Source organism: Glycomyces endophyticus (genome assembly GCF_039531525.1).
GTDB classification, from domain to species: domain Bacteria; phylum Actinomycetota; class Actinomycetes; order Mycobacteriales; family Micromonosporaceae; genus Glycomyces; species Glycomyces endophyticus.
Genome location: NZ_BAAAQF010000015.1, coordinates 38,384 through 55,478, shown reverse-complemented (window position 1 = coordinate 55,478; position 17,095 = coordinate 38,384). Strand labels below are relative to the sequence as shown.

General features: G+C 72.0%; 19 protein-coding genes and 1 tRNA gene. 12 read left to right on the top strand and 8 right to left on the bottom strand.

Annotated elements, in window-relative coordinates; genetic code table 11:
- Window positions 1-12 precede the first annotated feature (12 nt).
- Window positions 13-858, bottom strand: coding sequence for a helix-turn-helix domain-containing protein (locus ABD419_RS17650; protein ID WP_344488831.1), 846 nt, complete (start codon window positions 856-858; stop codon window positions 13-15).
- Between the two features lie 359 nt (window positions 859-1,217).
- Between ABD419_RS17650 and ABD419_RS17645 the strand changes: the two genes are divergently transcribed.
- Window positions 1,218-1,559, top strand: coding sequence for a hypothetical protein (locus ABD419_RS17645; protein WP_344488828.1), 342 nt, complete (start codon window positions 1,218-1,220; stop codon window positions 1,557-1,559).
- Here ABD419_RS17645 and ABD419_RS17640 read toward each other — a convergent pair.
- Window positions 1,556-2,317 (bottom strand): class F sortase, encoded by a 762-nt coding sequence (locus ABD419_RS17640; RefSeq protein ID WP_344488825.1) that lies wholly within the window; start codon window positions 2,315-2,317, stop codon window positions 1,556-1,558. The two genes, ABD419_RS17645 and ABD419_RS17640, sit on opposite strands and share 4 nt — an antisense overlap.
- Complete coding sequence (locus ABD419_RS17635; RefSeq protein WP_344488822.1) at window positions 2,318-2,794, bottom strand: hypothetical protein; 477 nt, start codon at window positions 2,792-2,794, stop codon at window positions 2,318-2,320.
- A 206-nt stretch (window positions 2,795-3,000) separates the two neighbouring features.
- On the opposite strand from ABD419_RS17635, the gene ABD419_RS17630 reads away from it, so the two are divergent.
- The 3 genes from ABD419_RS17630 to ABD419_RS17620 are packed head-to-tail and all read left to right on the top strand — an operon-like array spanning window position 3,001 to window position 5,662.
- Window positions 3,001-3,477, top strand: a complete 477-nt coding sequence (locus ABD419_RS17630; protein ID WP_344488819.1) for a 4Fe-4S binding protein — start codon at window positions 3,001-3,003, stop codon at window positions 3,475-3,477.
- Window positions 3,474-3,965, top strand: coding sequence for an NADH-quinone oxidoreductase subunit J (locus ABD419_RS17625; protein WP_344488816.1), 492 nt, complete (start codon window positions 3,474-3,476; stop codon window positions 3,963-3,965). The genes ABD419_RS17630 and ABD419_RS17625 overlap by 4 nt, the downstream gene beginning before the upstream one ends.
- Before the next feature lie 50 nt (window positions 3,966-4,015).
- Window positions 4,016-5,662 carry a DUF885 domain-containing protein gene (locus ABD419_RS17620; RefSeq protein WP_344488813.1) on the top strand — a complete coding sequence of 549 codons (1,647 nt, stop codon included), beginning with the start codon at window positions 4,016-4,018 and terminating at the stop codon, window positions 5,660-5,662.
- Window positions 5,663-5,714: 52 nt separating this feature from the next.
- Here ABD419_RS17620 and ABD419_RS17615 read toward each other — a convergent pair whose 3' ends face one another.
- Both ABD419_RS17615 and ABD419_RS17610 read right to left on the bottom strand, forming a co-directional pair.
- Window positions 5,715-6,599 carry a CHAD domain-containing protein gene (locus ABD419_RS17615; RefSeq protein ID WP_344488810.1) on the bottom strand — a complete coding sequence of 295 codons (885 nt, stop codon included), beginning with the start codon at window positions 6,597-6,599 and terminating at the stop codon, window positions 5,715-5,717.
- Window positions 6,600-6,733: 134 nt separating this feature from the next.
- Window positions 6,734-7,870, bottom strand: a complete 1,137-nt coding sequence (locus ABD419_RS17610) for a lytic polysaccharide monooxygenase (protein WP_344488807.1) — start codon at window positions 7,868-7,870, stop codon at window positions 6,734-6,736.
- Between the two features lie 192 nt (window positions 7,871-8,062).
- On the opposite strand from ABD419_RS17610, the gene ABD419_RS17605 reads away from it, so the two are divergent.
- Window positions 8,063-8,515 (top strand): peroxiredoxin, encoded by a 453-nt coding sequence (locus tag ABD419_RS17605; RefSeq protein ID WP_344488804.1) that lies wholly within the window; start codon window positions 8,063-8,065, stop codon window positions 8,513-8,515.
- Between the two features lie 57 nt (window positions 8,516-8,572).
- Here the strand turns inward: ABD419_RS17605 and rdgB are convergent, their stop codons facing one another.
- Both rdgB and rph read right to left on the bottom strand, forming a co-directional pair.
- Window positions 8,573-9,157: an RdgB/HAM1 family non-canonical purine NTP pyrophosphatase gene (gene rdgB / locus ABD419_RS17600; RefSeq protein WP_344488801.1), complete on the bottom strand. Its 585-nt coding sequence runs from the start codon at window positions 9,155-9,157 to the stop codon at window positions 8,573-8,575.
- Window positions 9,154-9,885, bottom strand: coding sequence for a ribonuclease PH (rph, locus tag ABD419_RS17595; protein ID WP_344488798.1), 732 nt, complete (start codon window positions 9,883-9,885; stop codon window positions 9,154-9,156). The genes rdgB and rph overlap by 4 nt, the downstream gene beginning before the upstream one ends.
- Before the next feature lie 111 nt (window positions 9,886-9,996).
- Here rph and ABD419_RS17590 point away from each other — a divergent pair.
- Both ABD419_RS17590 and ABD419_RS17585 read left to right on the top strand, forming a co-directional pair.
- Window positions 9,997-10,078: transfer RNA gene (locus tag ABD419_RS17590), tRNA-Leu, on the top strand.
- Window positions 10,079-10,328: 250 nt separating this feature from the next.
- Window positions 10,329-10,988: a hypothetical protein gene (locus ABD419_RS17585; protein ID WP_344488795.1), complete on the top strand. Its 660-nt coding sequence runs from the start codon at window positions 10,329-10,331 to the stop codon at window positions 10,986-10,988.
- A 45-nt stretch (window positions 10,989-11,033) separates the two neighbouring features.
- Here the strand turns inward: ABD419_RS17585 and ABD419_RS17580 are convergent, their stop codons facing one another.
- Window positions 11,034-11,951 (bottom strand): DMT family transporter, encoded by a 918-nt coding sequence (locus ABD419_RS17580; RefSeq protein WP_344488792.1) that lies wholly within the window; start codon window positions 11,949-11,951, stop codon window positions 11,034-11,036.
- Here ABD419_RS17580 and ABD419_RS17575 point away from each other — a divergent pair.
- The 5 genes from ABD419_RS17575 (at window position 11,950) to ABD419_RS17555 (ending at window position 17,033) form a co-directional block, all read left to right on the top strand.
- Complete coding sequence (locus tag ABD419_RS17575; protein WP_344488789.1) at window positions 11,950-13,356, top strand: aminotransferase-like domain-containing protein; 1,407 nt, start codon at window positions 11,950-11,952, stop codon at window positions 13,354-13,356. The two genes, ABD419_RS17580 and ABD419_RS17575, sit on opposite strands and share 2 nt — an antisense overlap.
- A gap of 69 nt (window positions 13,357-13,425) precedes the next feature.
- Window positions 13,426-13,635, top strand: coding sequence for a hypothetical protein (locus ABD419_RS17570; RefSeq protein WP_344488786.1), 210 nt, complete (start codon window positions 13,426-13,428; stop codon window positions 13,633-13,635).
- A 45-nt stretch (window positions 13,636-13,680) separates the two neighbouring features.
- Window positions 13,681-14,754: an efflux RND transporter periplasmic adaptor subunit gene (locus ABD419_RS17565; RefSeq protein ID WP_344488783.1), complete on the top strand. Its 1,074-nt coding sequence runs from the start codon at window positions 13,681-13,683 to the stop codon at window positions 14,752-14,754.
- 87 nt (window positions 14,755-14,841) lie between these two features.
- Entirely contained in the window at window positions 14,842-15,549 is a 708-nt protein-coding gene (locus ABD419_RS17560) for a response regulator transcription factor (RefSeq protein WP_344488780.1), read from the top strand.
- 41 nt (window positions 15,550-15,590) lie between these two features.
- Window positions 15,591-17,033 carry a sensor histidine kinase gene (locus ABD419_RS17555; protein WP_425556111.1) on the top strand — a complete coding sequence of 481 codons (1,443 nt, stop codon included), beginning with the start codon at window positions 15,591-15,593 and terminating at the stop codon, window positions 17,031-17,033.
- Window positions 17,034-17,095: the final 62 nt, after the last annotated feature.

Sequence of the window (17,095 nt, the reverse complement as noted above, 5' to 3'; positions counted from 1 at the left end):
ATGGAGAAAATGTCAAAAAGAGCCCAGCGCGTCCCTGATTCGTGCTAGGGACTCGCTGGGGGATTTCGATAGGTTTTGTAGCCTAATATGGGCATCTTCGTATGATTCGACCTGTTCGGTCTCTTCGATAACCTGGCCTTGTGTGAAGTTGTCGAGATAGACGATCGGCCCATCGATAGCGTCAGGGAACTTAAGTAGCACAAACGGTCCGGTCATCGCGGGGTGCCCCCCCGATGAAAAGGGCAGAACCTGCAGTTCGACGTTCGGAAGTTCGCTGATTTGGATCAGGTGTTCGAGCTGCGCCTTGAATTGCGAGCTCGTTCCGACCGGACGGAGCAGCACGGCCTCGTTCACGACCGCGTGGACCCGGACGGGGCTCTCGCGGGTGAGGATCCTCTGGCGCTGGAGCCGGGCCTCGACCTTCTGCTCGATCTCGGCGTCCTCGGTCGTGGTGAGGCGGAAGAGCTCGCGCGCGTAGTCGGCGGTCTGGAACAGGCCGGGGACCACTTCGGACTCGTAGGTCGCGATCGAGGTGGCCTCCTCTTCGAGGCCCACATAGAACCCGAACCAGTCGGGCAGGACCTTGATCTTCTGCCACCACCCGCGTTCGGCCGCGCCCCGCGCGAGTTCGATGAGCGCCTCGGCCTCCTCGCCCGTCACGCCGTAGAGGGACAGGGCGGCGCGGACCACGACGGGCCTGGCGGTGATCTCGCGGTTCTCGATGCGCCCCAGGTTGCCCGGACTCATGTCGAGGGCCTTCGCGGCGGCACTGCGGGTCAGCCCCGCCTGCTCCCGGAGGTGGGTGAGCTCCTTTGCGATGCGGCGGCGCTTGACCGTAGGGCTGCGCAGCTCGTACATGCGATGAGTATTCCACGCAGACCGCGTTAAGGCAAAGATCTGTCACTCCATTGCTCGACATGCAAGTTGCATGGAGACGGGCTTGCATGTAACATATTGATCACGGGCGATATGCCGCAGACGTCTCAACCGGTCGAACGAGAACGCTGCTGACTCGCAGTCCGGTCGGTCGGTGGAACGGGGACCGCTCGGTGCAGCGCACGTACGGCCCCGGCCCGCTCCTTCGACGGCGAAGGCGCGGGCCGTTCAAGGCCCGTCGCCTACCGGCACAACCGCATAGGTCGCACAGGCGGCGGCCCACTGGAAAATCCTCGGACAGATGTCAGCAGGCCGCCTCACCTCACGAGAGGTTGACTCTCATGGATCTTCTGACCATAGCCCCCGCTGCAGCGCCCTCCGACCCGAGGCCGACCCCCGACGGCGCCGCCCTGATCGCCGAGATGCCGGAGTTCCCCTGGCTCTACCTGGGGGAGTTCAGTATCGGCATCGGGATGCGCGCCAAGGTCCGGTTCTCCGTCGAGCGGTCCACGGGGGAGCTGTCGCTCCATCGCATCCGCTACGACGAGGGGTTCGGACGGGAGCCCACACTGGTCGCCCACTTCACCGAACCCGCCGGCGGCCCCACCGTGTGGCGCCCCGCCTGGGACGGGGACCGGCTCAGCCCCGGCATCGAGGCGCGCGCGAGGGCCATCGCGCGCTAGTCGCGGTCCTTGAAGTCGTCGCGGCCGTTCAGGGGGCGGTCGAGGTCCTTCGGGGTGGCCTTGCGGTGGCTCGTGTACTCGGCGAAGACCACCACGTTCTCGGTGTAGTCGCCGGTGCCGCGGTCGAACTCGCCGCCGCAGGTGATGAGGCGCAGGACCGGTTCGGGCTCGACGCCGAAGACGTCCTCGTAAGGCAGGCGCTGCTTGGGGAAGGACTCGACGCCGGTGACCGTGTAGACGACGACGATGCCGTCCTCGCGGGTCACCTCGACCTCGTCGCCCTCCTCGAGGCGCTTGACGCCGTAGAAGACGGCCGGGCCGCTGCGGTCGGTGTCGACATGTCCCATGAGGACGGTGGGGCCGAACTCGCCCGGGGTCGGGCCCGGCTCGAACCAGCCGGCCTCGTGGGGGCGCCACATCTTCGGGACCTCGAAGTTCCCGCGGTAGTCCAGGCCGAGCGCGGTGAGCGGCGCGTGCACGTCGAGGCGGTCGATGTCGACGCGGGTCGGCTCGGACCGGTCGAGCCAGTCGCCGCCCGCGGGGTCGGCCACCAGGAACGGGTCGTCGTCGAAGGGGCTGTGGAACTCCGGCCAGCGGAGCGAGGGGACCGGGGTGACGGAGCCGAGCATGAGGCCCAGGCCCCCGGCGAGGAGCATCGAGAGCACGACGGCGGCCACCGGCCGGAACGCGGGTTCCGGCCGGTGGATCGGCCTGTCGGCCTCGGTCTCGTCGGCCCCGAGGGACCCGTCGTCGTCCATTCAGGCGGTCGTCACGCCGCCGCGCCGCTTCAGCAGCCACATGCCCGCCGCCGCAGCGAGGACGACGCCCGCGCCCGACCACAGGGCGACCGTCGCCGCGCCGGAGGCGGTCGAGCCGCCGCCGGTCGCGGGGGCGGCTCCCGAGGTCACCGTGAATTTCGCAGTGGCGGTGTCCGAACCGCAGGTCACCGAGATCGTGTACGAGGCGGGCTTCATCTCCTTGGAGACGGTGAAGGTCCCGGTGGCGTTGTTGTTGTTCTTGGGCAGCTTGAAGCTGACGTTCGTGCCCTCGACGTCGCCGGTCGCGTCCTGGTCGCAGTTCGAGGCCATGACGCCGACCAGCGTCCCCTGCGTGCCCGTCGTCTGCGAGAGCGTGATGGTGATGGCCGCGTTCGCCGGAGCGGCGCTGGACAGGACGACGGCCGCGCTGAGCGCGATCGCCGCGAGCATCCCCCTGACGGGCTGCGTCATTCGCATGGGCACGGTTCCTCCCCGATCGTCGCCGGGACCGACCCGGATCGACGTGACGTGTCAAAGGCTCACGGTAATGGCTGCCACCAGTGGTGCAGGGGGTTTCATGGGAAAACGGGAGTGGCCCGGGTGAGTCGGCTATCGGACAGGCCGGTTCGCCGAACCGCTTGTCGGGTCTGGAAAACTCCGCTGCCGTCTGCCACGATGAGGACATGAGGCTTCCCGGGAGCGGTCTGGTCAGCGGTCTCGCCGCGACCGCGCGCACCGCCGCGCGCCGCGCCGTCACCCGCCAGTACCCCGAGCACGAGCCCGAACTCCCCGCGCGCACCCGCGGCGTCATCGCCCTCCACGAGGGCAACTGCACCTCCTGCATGCTGTGCGCCCGCGAGTGCCCCGACTGGTGCATCTACATCGACTCCCACAAGGAGACCGTCGAAGCGGAGGGCGCCGCCCGGCCCCGCCAGGTCAACGTCCTCGACCGGTTCGACATCGACTTCTCGCTGTGCATGTACTGCGGGATCTGCGTCGACGTGTGCCCCTTCGACGCCCTCTTCTGGGCGCCCGACTTCGCGTACGCCGAAGGCGACATCCGCGACCTGCTCCACGACAAGGAGCACCTGGGGGAGTGGCTCGGGAACGTGCCGCCGTCGGCGCTCCCCGAGGCGGCCGCGCCCGAGGGGCCGGCGTGACCCTCGCCGACGCGCTGCTGGCCGCGTTCGGGCTCCTCGCGCTCGGCGCCGGGCTCGCCGTGGTCACCACCGACCGGATCGTGCGGGCCGGACTGTGGCTCGCCGTCGCGTTCGCCGGGATCGCCGGGGCCGCGCTCGTGCTCGCCGCCGAGTTCCTCGCATGGGTGCTCGTGCTCGTCTACGTGGGCGCGATCGTGGTGCTCCTGCTGTTCGCGACCATGCTCACCAAGGCCCCCACCGACCCGTCGGGCGACCTCGACCGGGCGCGCTGGCCCGGCGCGGTCGTCGCCGGCGGGGTCGGGCTCGGGCTCGGGGCCGTCGTGGCCGGGGCGTTCGGGTGGACCCGCGTCGAGGTGCGGGGCACCGGGGACGCGGCCGCGATGGGGGAGGCGGTGTTCGCCGAGTGGGTGCTGCCGTTCGAGGTGCTGTCGCTGCTCCTGCTGGCCGCGCTCGTCGGCGCCGTGGCGGTCTCGACCAGGTCACGGTGACCGCGGATCTTGAAACAAACGTTTCCTAGCCGCGCGGTAAGCTAAGCGGCATGACCTCACCGATTTTCGCTCTCGCCGACGAGTACATCACCTCGTACGCGCAGCTCGACCCCATGTTCGCCGGCTCCGTCGGCATCAAGGGCGACTTCGGCGTCGCCACCGACTTCGGCCCCGACGCCGAGGCCCAGCGCGCGAAGCTCTACCGCGACACCCTCGCGCGCCTCAACGCCCTTGAGTCCACCGGCCCCGCCGACGACCTCGCCCGGCTGCACATGGCCGAGCGCCTCCAGGTCTTCGTCGACCGCCACGACGCGGGCGAGTGGCGCCGGGCCCTGCGGGTCCCCTACGGCCTGCTCCAGAGCCTCGTCGGCTACATCGACCTCGCGCCCCGCGAGACCGAGGGCGACTGGCGGCTCAACGTCGCGCGCATGCGCGCGGTCCCCGAGATGCTCGCGACCTGGCGCCAGACCATGAATGCCGGCATCGAGGCCGGGGAGACCGTGGCGCTCCGCCAGGCCCTCGAAGGCGCGAAGCAGGCCCGCCGCAACGCCGAGTCCCGCGTGTTCGACAAGCACCTGGACGCGTACGGGGACGGCTCGCAGGCCGGGGACCTCCGCGAGGCCGCCGACGCCGCGTACGCCGCGTTCGCCGCCGCCGCCGAATACCTGGAGGACGCGTACGCCCCGCACGCCGTGCCGAACGACGGCGTCGGCGAGGAGCGGTACCTGCTCGCCGCGCGGGCCACGCTCGGCGCGGTCCTCGACCCGCACGACGCCTACGTGTGGGCGTGGGACGAGCTGCACCGCATCGAGGACGAGATGGAGGCCGAGGCCGAGCGCATCCTCCCCGGCGCCGGACTGGGCGAGGTCATCGCGCACCTCGACGAGACCGAGGCCGTCGAGACCGCCGAGGAGTACCTCGCGTGGCTCCAGGCGAAGCACCGCGGCGCGCTCGACGCGCTCGACGGCGTCCACTTCGACATCGCCCCCGAGCTGCTCAACCTCGACGTGCAGCTCGTGCACGGCTCCTCGGCCGGGTCGGCGTACTACACCGGCCCCAGCGAGGACCTGTCCCGCCCGGGCCGCACCTGGTGGCCCGTCGCCGACCGCGAGCGGTTCCGCACCTGGGCCGAGCTGACCACGGTCTTCCACGAGGGCGTGCCCGGCCACCACCTCCAGATCGGGCAGGCGAAGGTCGCCGGCGACGGCATCTCGCGCTTCGCGAAGGTCTTCGGCTCGGTCTCGGGCCACGCCGAGGGCTGGGCGCTGTACGCCGAGCGACTCTCCGACGACCTGGGCTGGTTCACCGAGAAGGGCACCCGCCTCGGGATGCTCAAGGGCTCGGCGCTGCGCGCCGCCCGCGTCGTCATCGACATCGGCTGGCACCTCGACCTGCCGCTGCCCGCCGCCGAGGCCGCGCGCCACGGCGAGCGCTGGGACTTCGACGTCGCCCTCGACGTGCTCACCAACCGCGGCCGCATCGCCGCGCACCGCGCCCACCCGGAGATCGTGCGGTACGCGGGCTGGCCGGGCCAGGCGATCTGCTACAAGCTCGGCGAGCGCGCCTGGGTCGCCGCCCGCGACGAGGCGAAGGCCGCCGCCGGCGCGGACTTCGACCTGAAGGCGTGGCACACCGCGGCCCTGAACCTGGGCCCGATCGGCCTCGACAACCTCGCGTCGGTCCTGCGCGGACAGTAGGAATGCGACACGGCGGGCGCCCGGAAGGGCGCCCGCCGTCGTCGTGCCCGGGTCAGTTCCAGCGCTCGGACATGTCGGCCGTCGCGGCGTCGATCTGCTCGCCGAGCTGGCGCAGGTGCTCCTTCTCCAGGTCGGCGAGGCTCGCGGTGAGCCGGTCGGCGCGGTCCGCGCCGGGGAGTCGCAGGAGCCAGTTGCGGGCGACGACCGACTGCCGGTACTGGACCAGGAGATGGCCGAGACCGGACACGGGCGCGACGACGTCCTCGGCCACCCGCGGCAGCGCGGGCTCGGCGGCCTCGGCGAGGAAGTGCGTCTCCCGGGCCGCGATCCGGGTCTGGTCCCGGGCCGCGACGAGGTCGGTCGAGTGGCTCGTCTTGGCGTAGGTGTCGAGCAGGTGGGCCTTCGACCGGGAGAGGACCGCCATGAGCGAGGACGCGGGCTTGTCGCCGTCGCGGGTGAACCGCGCGTGCTCGGCGAACATGCGGACCTGCCCGAGCAGAGCCGCGACCCACGCCTGGGAGTGGACCCGCTCGATCTGCCGGTAGGACTCCCGGACCTCCTCGTCGAGGGCGCCGTACCACTTCGGGTACTCGGCGACCGTGAGGCCGAGCTGGTCGAAGCGGTCGGCGAAGTGCACGCGGAGGCGTTCGAGGTCCTCGGTGTGCTTGAGGGCGGCGAGCAGCTGGTCGAGCTGCGGTCCCCCGTGCGGCGTCTCGGTGAAGAGGTGCTCGTAGCCGCGGATCGCGGTGCGGAGGCGGTGGATGACGGCGCGGACGGCCCCGGCGGAGCCGGGCGCGTGCCGCTCGGTGGCCGCGATCGCGCGGTTGAGCGCGTCGACCTGGGCCGAGATGTAGGACTGGACGACGGCGCCCGCACGTGTGGACGCCGTCATGGGCTCGGACGCGGCTCTCATGGGCGCCGCTGCGGCTGCTGACATGGCTCCTCCCCCCGGAAGACCTGCTGCTCTGAGTATTCCAGCGGGTCCCCGGAGGGAGGAGCCGAAGCGGCGATATTTCGACGATCGTTCAGGTTCCTGCCGTGCGGACGTCACCTGGAGCGATCACGCGGCTGTCATCCGGGGATGCACTCCATCGCCGGCATCGTCGTCAGGTTGCCCGTGACGTTGAAGCCGAAGTTCACCGATCCGTTCGCGCCGATGGTGCCGTTCCAGGCGGCCGGTCCGGCCATCTGCATGTCGGCCATCGACGTGATCGTCGAGCTCCAGTAGTCCCTGACGACGACCCCCGAGTTCGGGGCCCAGAGCCAGTGGATCATCCAGTTGCTCACCGGCGTGGTGCCGTTGTTCTTGACGGTGATGTTCACCGTCGCCCCGCCGTTCCAGGAGGAGACCGAGGCGGTCGCCGTGCAGGCGCCGGTCGGGTTCCCGGTCCCGGGGCTGGTGGGGCCGTCGCTGGTCGGGTCGTCGGTCGGGTCGACGACGCCGCCGTCGTTGCCCGGCAGGTCGGCGCCCGGGCGGATGCCGGAGACCTCGCCGTTGCCGCCGTCGAAGACGACGTCGGAGCAGGCGTAGAAGTTCTCGTTGGAGTCCGAGCGCACCCAGTGCGTGAAGACCATGTGGTAGCCGGACTTCTGCGGCAGCGTCAGGTTCGCGTAGTAGTAGTGGTCGTTGCTGCCGGGCCCGCCGTTGGAGGCCGGGTTGGTGAAGGTCTGGAACTTCTCGAGGTCGTCCCAGGCCAGCGGCTGCGAGGGGTCCCACCCGTCCTTGGTGATGTACAGGTCGAACTTGCCGGGGTGGTGGGCCCAGTTGTTGTAGCGCCACTGGACGGTGTCGCCGGCGGTCACGTGGGTCTTGGGCCAGTTGCCGGGGTCGTTGAACGCGGAGAAGTCGTACGGGCCGCGGCCGCCGCCGTTGCAGATCTGGCCGTCGGGGATGTACCCGACGGTCTTGCCCGCGCCGTTGGAGTCGAGGTTGCCGAACCAGTTGTAGAACGGCGTGGCGCCGCCCTGGTCGAGGGCCGCCTGGCAGGCCTCGTTGTACGGGTCGAGGGCGCCGGTGGCGCTGACCGCGTCGAAGTAGCACAGGTACTGGCGCGACCCGGGGAACACGGTCGCCCCGTGGGCCTCGGCGTCGCTCTTGGTGAACAGCGTCGATATCGTCAGGGCCGCTACCGCGGCCAGGACCATCGACATGACGACGGCGATGCGGCGGCGTCTGCCGCCGAGTGCCGCCGTGGCGGTGGTGGACATGGAGTTACTCCCTTGCCGGTGTATGGAGCGCTCCCAACCAGGCCCTGCGAGCCCGCGCGCGATCTTGTGGACTGCTGCTGACGCGAATTACTATATTCGAGTGTATCTATATTAAGGGGCGTTGCGCAATCGGCCCCGCCCGGGCCGGTCGGGCGGGCGTCCGGCACCCGGCCCGCGGATAGACTGGGCTCCATGGACATCGGAGACACCGCCCCGGCATTCACCCTCCCCGACGAGACGGGGGAGCCGCGCAGCCTCGACGACCTCGTCGCCGACGGGCCGGTCGTGCTGTTCTTCTACCCGCTCGCCATGTCGGCGGGCTGCACCGCCGAGGCCTGCCACTTCCGGGACCTGGCCGCCGAGTTCGGCGCGCTCGGGGCGACCCCGGTGGGCATCTCGACCGACGCCGTCGACCGCCAGGCCGCGTTCTCCCGGAAGCACTCGCTGGGGTACCCGCTCCTGTCCGACGCCGACGGGGAGGTCGCCGAGGCGTTCGGGGTCCGGCGCAGGATCACCATCGCGCCCACCAAGCGCAAGACGTTCGTCATCGGCGCCGGCCGCGAGGTCCTCGGCGTCGTCAAGAGCGAGCTGAACATGCGCGCCCACGCCGACAAGGCGCTGGAGCTGGTCCGGGCCGGGAGATGAGCGGGGCGGCCCGCAGGCCGCCCCGGTCCCTCGCCGCCGCGCTGCCGCGGCCGCGGGTCAGATCTTCGCCGCGAGTTCCCTGAACGCCTTGCCGCGGTGGGAGATCGCGTTCTTCTCGGCCGCGCTCAGCTCGGCGCTGGTGCGGTCGTGGCCGTCGGGCACGAAGAGCGGGTCGTAGCCGAACCCGTTCGCGCCGCGGGGGCCGCGGATCACGCGGCCGGGCATCTCGCCGTGCACGACGAGCTCGCGCCCGTCGGGCCACACGATCGCGGCCGCGCACACGAACTGCGCCGTCCTCTGGTCGTCGGGGACGTCTCCGAGCTGGTCGAGGAGCAGCGCGTTGTTCGCCTCGTCGTCCTTCCTCGCCCCGGCCCAGCGGGCCGAGAGCACGCCGGGCATGCCGTTCAGGGCGTCCACGGCCAGGCCGGAGTCGTCCGCGATCGTCGCCAGGCCGGTGTGCGCGACGCCGTCGCGGGCCTTCAGCAGGGCGTTCCCCGCGAAGGTCAGCTCGGTCTCGGGAGTCTCGGGGTACGCCTCGACCGCGTCGAGTCCGACGAGCTCGACGCCCGGGGCGGCCTCGGCCAGGATCTGGCGCAGCTCGTCGACCTTGCCCGCGTTGCGGGTCGCCAGGAGCACCCTCACGGGGCGCTGAGCAGGGTTCGGGCCTGGAGGCCGGCGAGCTCCTTGCAGCCCTTGAGGGCCAGGTCCAGGAGCTGGTCGAGCTCGGCGCGGTTGAAGACCGCCTCCTCGCCGGTGCCCTGCACCTCGACGAAGTCGCCCTCGCCGGTGCACACGACGTTCATGTCGACCGACGCGGCGACGTCCTCCTCGTAGGGGAGGTCGAGGACGGGCACGCCGTTCACGACGCCGACGCTGATCGCCGACACCGAGGTGGTGAGGATCTTGTCGGGCTTGCGGGCGATCTTCTGCTCCTTGAGCCAGTCGACCGCGTCGTGCAGCGCGACGTACGCCCCGGTGATCGACGCGGTGCGGGTGCCGCCGTCGGCCTGGAGGACGTCGCAGTCGAGGGTGATGGTGTTCTCGCCGAGGGCCTTGAAGTCGATGCACGCCCGGAGCGAGCGGCCGATCAGGCGGGAGATCTCATGGGTGCGTCCGCCGATCTTGCCGCGGATCGACTCGCGGTCGGACCGCGAGTGGGTGGAGCGGGGGAGCATCGAGTACTCGGCCGTCACCCACCCCTCGCCCGAACCGCGGCGCCAGCGGGGGACGCCCGGCGTCACCGTCGCGGTGCAGAGCACGCGGGTGCGGCCGAATTCGACGAGGACCGACCCTTCCGGGTGGTCGGTCCAGGAGCGGGTGAACTTCACGGGGCGCAGCTCGTCGGCCGCGCGCTTGTCAGGTCGAGTCATCCGCACCAGCCTACGGCAGCGTACAGGCGTGTGACACACTAGTTGCTGCTCAAATGAGAGCATCGGCACCCAGGCCGCCCGGTCCCGTCCCGGACGGCCCGACGCCCGGACGCGCGAGTGGCGGAACTGGCAGACGCGCAGGATTTAGGTTCCTGTGTCCTCGGACGTGTGGGTTCAAGTCCCACCTCGCGCACATCGAATCCTTCCCGGAACCCGGCCGCCGGCGTGCCCGGACGTTCCCGGTCGACCGCCCCTCCACTGAAACCGGACCCGTCGAGGCAACCCGGTGGGCGTCTCCGCGCGTAAGCAACTTGACGCCATTGTGGCCGGATGGGTTGCTTTCGGCAGAGAAAAAAGGATGTATTGCACATGTTCGTTTACTTCTGAGTGGTAACGAACTACAAAGGTGGCAAGCGAATGGTTCTACCGAAAAGGTGATCTTCATGTCTGCTGCAAGCACCGCCAAGCGCACCGCCGTCGCCGCCGCCGCGGCCGCCGCCGTGTTCCTCCCCGCCGCCGCCGCGTCGGCGCAGGGGGCCGAGATCCCGGAGGAGGGCTGGGAGTACTCCGAGAAGTGGGACTTCGTCCAGGACGAGTTCACCGCGCAGGCCCACGCCGACACCGAGGACCTGCTGGCCGAGCACTTCGAGGACCGGACCTTCTCGATCGGGCACGAGTCGATCCGGCTCCAGAACTACTACATCGACGGCGACAACGAGACGCCCGTGCAGCGCAAGTTCCGCGCGGACTTCTACGTCGACGGCTCCGGCGAGGGCCTCGAGACCGCGCTCTACCTGCCCGGCGGGATCACCCCCGGGATCCAGGACCTCACCGACGGCGGCGACCACGACGGCCACTACCTCCTGCACTGCAGCGAGAGCGACACCAAGTGCAAGGAGAAGGAGCTCAGGGACGGGACCGTGGTCGCCTACACGACCGACGGGACCTACATCGAGGCCGCGGCCTTCTTCCCCGACGGCTCCGTCGGCTGGACCTGGTGGGGCGAGGGCGAAGGCGGCGAGCTGCCGTCCGCGAAGGAGATCACGAACTTCGTGGCCGACTTCGACACCGCGCCGGTCTGGCACGCGCTCGAGAACGACTAGCGACACGTGAGACCACGGCCCCCGCGCACCGCGCGGGGGCCGTGCTCATCGCTGCAGACGGGATCTGACGGCGAGGGCGGCGCAGGCGACGACGGCGAGGCCGCCCAGGAGGGTCGGCAGGCCGAGGGGCTCGCCGAGCAGGAGCGCGGACCAGGCGATCGTCATGACCGGCTGCACGAGCTGGACCTGGCTGACCTGGGCCATGGGGCCCAGGGCGAGGCCGCGGTACCAGGCGAAGAAGCCGAGGAACATGCTCACGGCGGAGAGGTACGCGAACGCGCCCCACTCGATCGGCGTGGCGGACAGGGGCTCCTGCGCGAGGGCGTAGGCGGTCGCGGCGGTCATGACGGGGGCGCCGAGGACGAGGGCCCACGAGATCGTCTGCCACGCACCGAGTTCGCGGGCCAGGAGGCCGCCCTCGGTGTAGCCGACCGCGGCCGCCGCGACGGCGGCGAAGAGCAGGAGGTCGGGCCAGCCGAGGCGGCCCAGGCCGCCGTTCCCCAAGGCCGCGAACGCGACCGCGGCTACGGCGCCCGCGCCGGCCGCGAGCCAGAAGCGCCGCGGCGGGTGCTCGCGGGTGCGGAGCACCGTGGTCGCGGCGGTGGCCGCGGGCAGCAGCGCGATGACGACCGCGCCGTGGCTCGCGGACGTGTGCTCCAGGGCGAACGAGGTCAGCAGGCCGAAGCCGGCGACGACGCCCGCCGCCACGAGCACCAGGCGCCGCCACTGCGCGCGGGCGGGGAACCGCTGCCGGGTGAGCGCGAGGGCCCCGGCCGCGAGCACCGCGGCGATGACCGCGCGGCCCGCGCCGATGAACAGCGGGGACATGCCGTCGACGGCGATCCTGGTGAGCGGCAGGGTGAACGAGAACGCGACGACGCCGAGCAGGCCCCACCACAGGCCGGTGCGGGTGTGGGATAGCGGTGGCGCCGCGAGTACAGTAGCGCTACTGTTGTCTCTCATGTTCAACGATAGCAGTGAGCGGATCGCGGCGGCACTGCGCGACCGCATCGCCCGCGCCGCGCCCGGCACCAGGCTGCCGTCGACCAGGGAGCTCGTCGCCGACTTCGCCGCCAGCCCGGTCACCGTGCAGAAGGCGCTGCGGACCCTCGCCTCCCAAGGGCTGCTGGAGAGCCGGCCCGGCGTCGGCACGTTCACGCGGGCCGTGCGCACCGCCCGCCCCAGCGATTACCGGTGGCAGACCGCCGCGCTCGGCGCGCCCCCGGCCCGCGTCCCGCGCCTGCCGACCGCGCTCAAGACCGCCCCGAACGACGTCATCGCGCTCCACTCCGGCTACCCCGACCGGGAACTGCTCCCCGAACGCCTCGTCCGCGCCGCGTTCACCCGCGCCGCCCGCGGCGACGCCGCGATGAGCCGCCCGCCCGCCGCCGGTCTGCCCGAACTCCAGCACTGGTTCGCCGCCGAACTCGGCGAGACCGCGCCCGCCGGCGTCTCCCCGCCCGCGCCCAGCGACGTCATCGTCGTCCCCGGCAGCCAGACCGGCCTCAGCTCCCTGTTCCGCGTTCTCGTCGGCCCCGGCCGCCCGCTCCTGGTCGAGTCGCCCACGTTCTGGGGTGCGATCGTCGCCGCCGCGAGGGAGCACGTCGACCTCGTCCCCGTGCCCGTCGGCCCCGACGGCCCCGACCCCGACGTCCTCGCCGAGGCCTTCGAACGCACCGGCGCCCGCGCGTTCTACGCCCAGCCGAACTTCGCCAACCCCACCGGCGTCCGCTGGAGCACCGGCCTCGCCGAACGCGTCCTCGACGTCGTCCGCGACCACGGCGCGTTCCTCATCGAGGACGACTGGGCCCACGAGTTCGGCATCACCGCCGACGCCCGGCCCGTCGCCGCCCTCGACGACGGCGGCCACGTCGTCTACGTCCGCTCCCTCACCAAGAGCGTCTCCACCGCCGTCCGCGTCGCCGCCGTCATCGCCCGCGGCCCCGCCCGCGACCGCATCCTCGCCGACGCCCAGGCCGAGTCCATGTACGTCAGCGGCATCCTCCAGGCCGTCGCCGCCGACGTCGTCACCCAGCCCGCCTGGCGCACCCACCTCAAAGGACTCCGCCACCAGCTCGCCGCCCGCCGCGACCTCATGGCCGCCGGCCTCGCCGAGCACGCCCCGCAGGTCCACCTCGAAGCGATCCCCCAAGGGGGGCTGAACCTCTGGGCCCGCCTCCCCGACGCCACGGACCTGCCCGCGCTCGCCCGCGCCTGCGAGGCCGACGGCGTCCTCGTCGTCCCCGGCGACGAGTGGTTCCCCGCCGAACCCACCGGCGCCTACCTGCGCCTCAACTACTCCGGCCCCAATCCCGGCGCGTTCCCCGACGCCGCCCGCACCATCGGCCGCGCCCTCCGCGCCGATTGAGGCCGCCCCGTGGAACTGCGTTCACCTTCCGTTCGCCCTGCGGCCCACTGGGTCGCGGAGGTTCGGAGCATGAATGCTGCCGATGAGGTCGACCGGGTCGCGGCGCTGGCCGCCGCCGTGCAGCGGTCGGCGATGCTGCCGCTGGAGGAGCAGGCCGCCCTGCTCGACACCTACCGCCGGGCCCGCGAACGCGTGCTGCGGCAGGGCGGCGAGGACGCCGTGCGGCGCCTCGCCGAGATCGACGGGACCGTGGGCCCCCGGGTTCTGAGTCGCCTCTGAGGTCCGGTTGACCGACCCCGGAGCGGGCCCGCCGAAGCTTCGCGCATGGGATCTGTCAAGACCACGGTGATCGCGGCCGCGGCCGCGGCCCTCGCCCTCGCGGCCGGCGGCACCGCCGCCTACCTGCTCCTCGGCGACACCGCGCCCGTTCCCGCCGCCGACACCGTCGAGGTCGCCCGCGGCGACGTCTCGCTCACCGCCTCCGCCACCGGGACCGTCGCGGCCGCCCGCACCTGGTCCCTCGGCTTCGACACCGAAGCCGAGATCACCGACGTGACCGTCGCCGCGGGCGACGAGGTCGCGGCAGGCGACGTCCTCGCCACCGCGGACGACACCGAGGCCGCCGAAGCCGTCGACGAGGCCGAGACCGCCCGCGACGAAGCCCAGGACGACCTCGACGACGCCGAAGACGATGCGGCCGAAGCGGACGCATGCGAAGCCGCCGAGACCGCCGCTGTCCCCGGCGGCTCCGGCCAGACCACCGCCTCCTCCTGCGCCGCCGGCACCGGCACCGACGCGATCCTCACCGCCCAGCAGCGCCTCAACCAGGCCGAAGCCGACCTCGACGACGCGCAGGCCGCCCTCGACGCCACCGTCGTCACCGCCCCCGCCGACGGCACCGTCATGTCCGTCTCCGCCAGCGCCGGCACCGTCCTCGCCGCCGGGACCGCCCTCATCGAGTTCGCCGACCTCTCCTCCGTCACCGTCGAGGCCGAGTTCGCCGAGGCCGACGCCGCCGCGCTCACCGCCGGCCAGGCCGTCACGGTCGCGTTCGGCGACGAGGACGCCGTCGACGCGCAGGTCGGCGCCATCGACCTCGTCGGCACCGACACTGACGGCCTCGTCACCTACGGCGTCGCGATCGCCCTCGCCGAAGCCCCAGAGGACGCCCTGGCCGGGTCGACGGCGACCGTCACGGTCGTCCTCGAGTCCGCCCCCGACAGCCTCTGGGTGCCCGCCGCGGCCCTCCGGGACATCGACGGCGACACCGCCACCGCCGTCGTCGTCCGCGACGACGGCACCACCGAGACCCGCGAGGTCGTCCTCGGCCTGCGCGGCGACGACGGCGTCGCCGTCGCCTCCGGGCTCGCCGAAGGCGAGGCGGTCAGCCTCGGCTGACCGACTCTGACGTGTCTTTGAGGTTCCTCCCAGCAAGGCCACGGCCTGCGGCGATAGGCATTCAGGGCACTGAGAGAAGGAGCCCTGGTGAGCGAAGCGCCTGAGCACAAGGACCGCGTCCTCGTCGTCGACGACGAGGAGAACATCGCGGCGCTCCTGTCGGCGACACTGCGCCTGACCGGATTCGAGGTCGAGGTCGCCCGCGACGCCGGCGAGGCGCTGCGCGCCGCCGGGAGGTTCGAGCCCGACCTCGTCATCCTCGACGTCATGCTCCCGGACATGGACGGCTTCGAGGTCGCCAAGCGCCTCCGGGCCGAGCGCGACCTCCCGGTCCTCTTCCTCACCGCCCGCGACGCCGTGCGCGACCGCGTCACCGGCCTCACCGTCGGCGGCGACGACTACGTGACCAAGCCCTTCGACCTCGAGGAGGTCGTCCTCCGCATCCAGGCGATCCTGCGCCGCGCCAAGGCCCCCGCGCCCGCCGAGGACCGCGTCCTGCGCTACGCCGACCTCGAACTCGACGAGACCGTCCACGAGGTCCGCCGCGCTGGGAACCCGATCGAGCTGTCGCCCACCGAGTTCAAGCTCCTGCGCTACCTCATGGTCAACGCGGGCAAGGTCGTCTCGAAGACGCAGATCCTCGACCGCGTCTGGAACTACGACTTCGGCGGCAACGGCCGCATCGTCGAGTCCTACGTCTACTACCTGCGCAAGAAGATCGACGTGATCGAGCCGCCGCTCATCCAGACCGTGCGCGGCTTCGGCTACGCCCTCCGGCAGCCGAGGGGGCGGTGATCCGGCCCCGCCGCTGGCGGCACTGGACCGTCCGCTCCCGCATGGCGTCGACGATCGTGGCGCTGTGCGCGCTCGCGCTGGCGGCTGCGATCCTCATCGCGACGGCCCTGCTGCAGAACGTCCTCATCGACCGGATCGACTCGCAGTTGACCACGGCCTCGGAGATGGTGCGGCAGAACCAGCCGCGCGAAGGCGGGTTCGACCAGGACGTGCCGGACGACTTCGAGCCGCCGGGGCCGCAGTCGGGCCTGCCCGACAGTCCCCGCGTGTACCTGTACGGGGCGGACGGGGAGCTGGAGCGGGCCATCGGCGAGGACGCCGCCGAGCTGACCGAACTGGGAGACCTGGCCTCCCGCACGGACGGACCGTCCACTGTGCATGATGAGGACGGGAACTCCTGGCGGGTGCTGGTGGAGGAGGCCGACGACTTCGACGGGTACGTCGTGTACGCGCTGTCGTCGGAGTACGTCGGCGCGGCGACGGAGTCGCTGCTGCTCATCGGCGGCGGCGTGGTCCTGGCGATCCTGCTCCTGCTCGCGGTGAGCGCGTTCTGGGTCGCGCGCCTGGGGCTGCGGCCGCTCGACCGGATGGAGGCCACCGCGGCGGCGATCGCGGAGGGCCGCATGGACGAGCGCGTCACCGACACCGATCCGCACACCGAGACCGGGCGCCTCGGCCAGGCGCTCAACACGATGCTGGGGCGCATCCAGTCCGCTCTGGACGACAGCGCGGCGTCGGAGGCGCGGCTGCGGCAGTTCCTCGCCGACGCCTCGCACGAGCTGCGGACCCCGCTGACCTCGATCAAGGGCTTCGCGCAGCTGTACCGCCGCGGCGGGGTGCCGCCGGGGGCCGTCATGGACGAGACGATCGGGCGCATCGAGGCCGAGTCGCGGCGCATGGGCCTGCTCCTGGACGACCTCATGCTCCTGGCCGCGCTCGACCGGCAGCGGCCGCTCCAGCGCGGCCCCGTGGACCTGCTCGGCGTCGCCGCCGACGTGGTGGGCGACGCGCACATCCGCGCGCCCGGCCGCTTCATCGCCCTGGAGGCCCTGGCGGGCGGCGCGGACGAGTTCCTCGACGCCGTCGACATCACCGGCGACGAGCCGCGCCTGCTGCAGGTCCTCACGAACCTCGTGGCGAACGCGCTGCGGCACACGCCGGGGAACGCGCGGATCGCCGTCCGCATCGGCTGGAGCCACAGCCCGGGGCCGCCGTGCCTCGCACAGGTCGGCGAGCTGCCGGCGCTGCCGGCGGCCGTGGTCGAGGTCGCCGACACCGGGCCCGGCGTCGACCCCGAGCACGCCGAGGCCGTGTTCGAGCGGCTCTACCGGGTCGACCAGGGCCGCGTGCGCGGCGCCGAGGGCGGCTCGGGCCTGGGCCTGTCGATCGTGGCGGCGATCGTCACCGGCCACGGCGGATGCGTGCGGCTGTCGCGCACGCCCGGCGGCGGCGCGACGTTCCGGGTGCTCCTGCCGAAGTCGTAGGCCCTCAAGCCGACCGGGCCGTCCGGCGTCCTCGGTCCGTCCCGCGGGCCCGCCGGGTCCGC

Excerpts from the sequence above, each read along its gene's own strand:
- ABD419_RS17650 (WP_344488831.1), bottom strand. The coding sequence starts at position 858 with ATGTACGAGCTGCGCAGCCCTACGGTCAAGCGCCGCCGCATCGCAAAG.
- ABD419_RS17645 (WP_344488828.1), top strand. The coding sequence starts at position 1,218 with ATGGATCTTCTGACCATAGCCCCCGCTGCAGCGCCCTCCGACCCGAGG.
- ABD419_RS17640 (WP_344488825.1), bottom strand. The coding sequence starts at position 2,317 with ATGGACGACGACGGGTCCCTCGGGGCCGACGAGACCGAGGCCGACAGG.
- ABD419_RS17635 (WP_344488822.1), bottom strand. The coding sequence starts at position 2,794 with ATGCGAATGACGCAGCCCGTCAGGGGGATGCTCGCGGCGATCGCGCTC.
- ABD419_RS17630 (WP_344488819.1), top strand. The coding sequence starts at position 3,001 with ATGAGGCTTCCCGGGAGCGGTCTGGTCAGCGGTCTCGCCGCGACCGCG.
- ABD419_RS17620 (WP_344488813.1), top strand. The coding sequence starts at position 4,016 with ATGACCTCACCGATTTTCGCTCTCGCCGACGAGTACATCACCTCGTAC.
- ABD419_RS17615 (WP_344488810.1), bottom strand. The coding sequence starts at position 6,599 with ATGTCAGCAGCCGCAGCGGCGCCCATGAGAGCCGCGTCCGAGCCCATG.
- ABD419_RS17610 (WP_344488807.1), bottom strand. The coding sequence starts at position 7,870 with ATGTCCACCACCGCCACGGCGGCACTCGGCGGCAGACGCCGCCGCATC.
- ABD419_RS17605 (WP_344488804.1), top strand. The coding sequence starts at position 8,063 with ATGGACATCGGAGACACCGCCCCGGCATTCACCCTCCCCGACGAGACG.
- rph (WP_344488798.1), bottom strand. The coding sequence starts at position 9,885 with ATGACTCGACCTGACAAGCGCGCGGCCGACGAGCTGCGCCCCGTGAAG.
- ABD419_RS17585 (WP_344488795.1), top strand. The coding sequence starts at position 10,329 with ATGTCTGCTGCAAGCACCGCCAAGCGCACCGCCGTCGCCGCCGCCGCG.
- ABD419_RS17575 (WP_344488789.1), top strand. The coding sequence starts at position 11,950 with ATGTTCAACGATAGCAGTGAGCGGATCGCGGCGGCACTGCGCGACCGC.
- ABD419_RS17580 (WP_344488792.1), bottom strand. The coding sequence starts at position 11,951 with ATGAGAGACAACAGTAGCGCTACTGTACTCGCGGCGCCACCGCTATCC.
- ABD419_RS17570 (WP_344488786.1), top strand. The coding sequence starts at position 13,426 with ATGAATGCTGCCGATGAGGTCGACCGGGTCGCGGCGCTGGCCGCCGCC.
- ABD419_RS17565 (WP_344488783.1), top strand. The coding sequence starts at position 13,681 with ATGGGATCTGTCAAGACCACGGTGATCGCGGCCGCGGCCGCGGCCCTC.
- ABD419_RS17555 (WP_425556111.1), top strand. The coding sequence starts at position 15,591 with ATGGCGTCGACGATCGTGGCGCTGTGCGCGCTCGCGCTGGCGGCTGCG.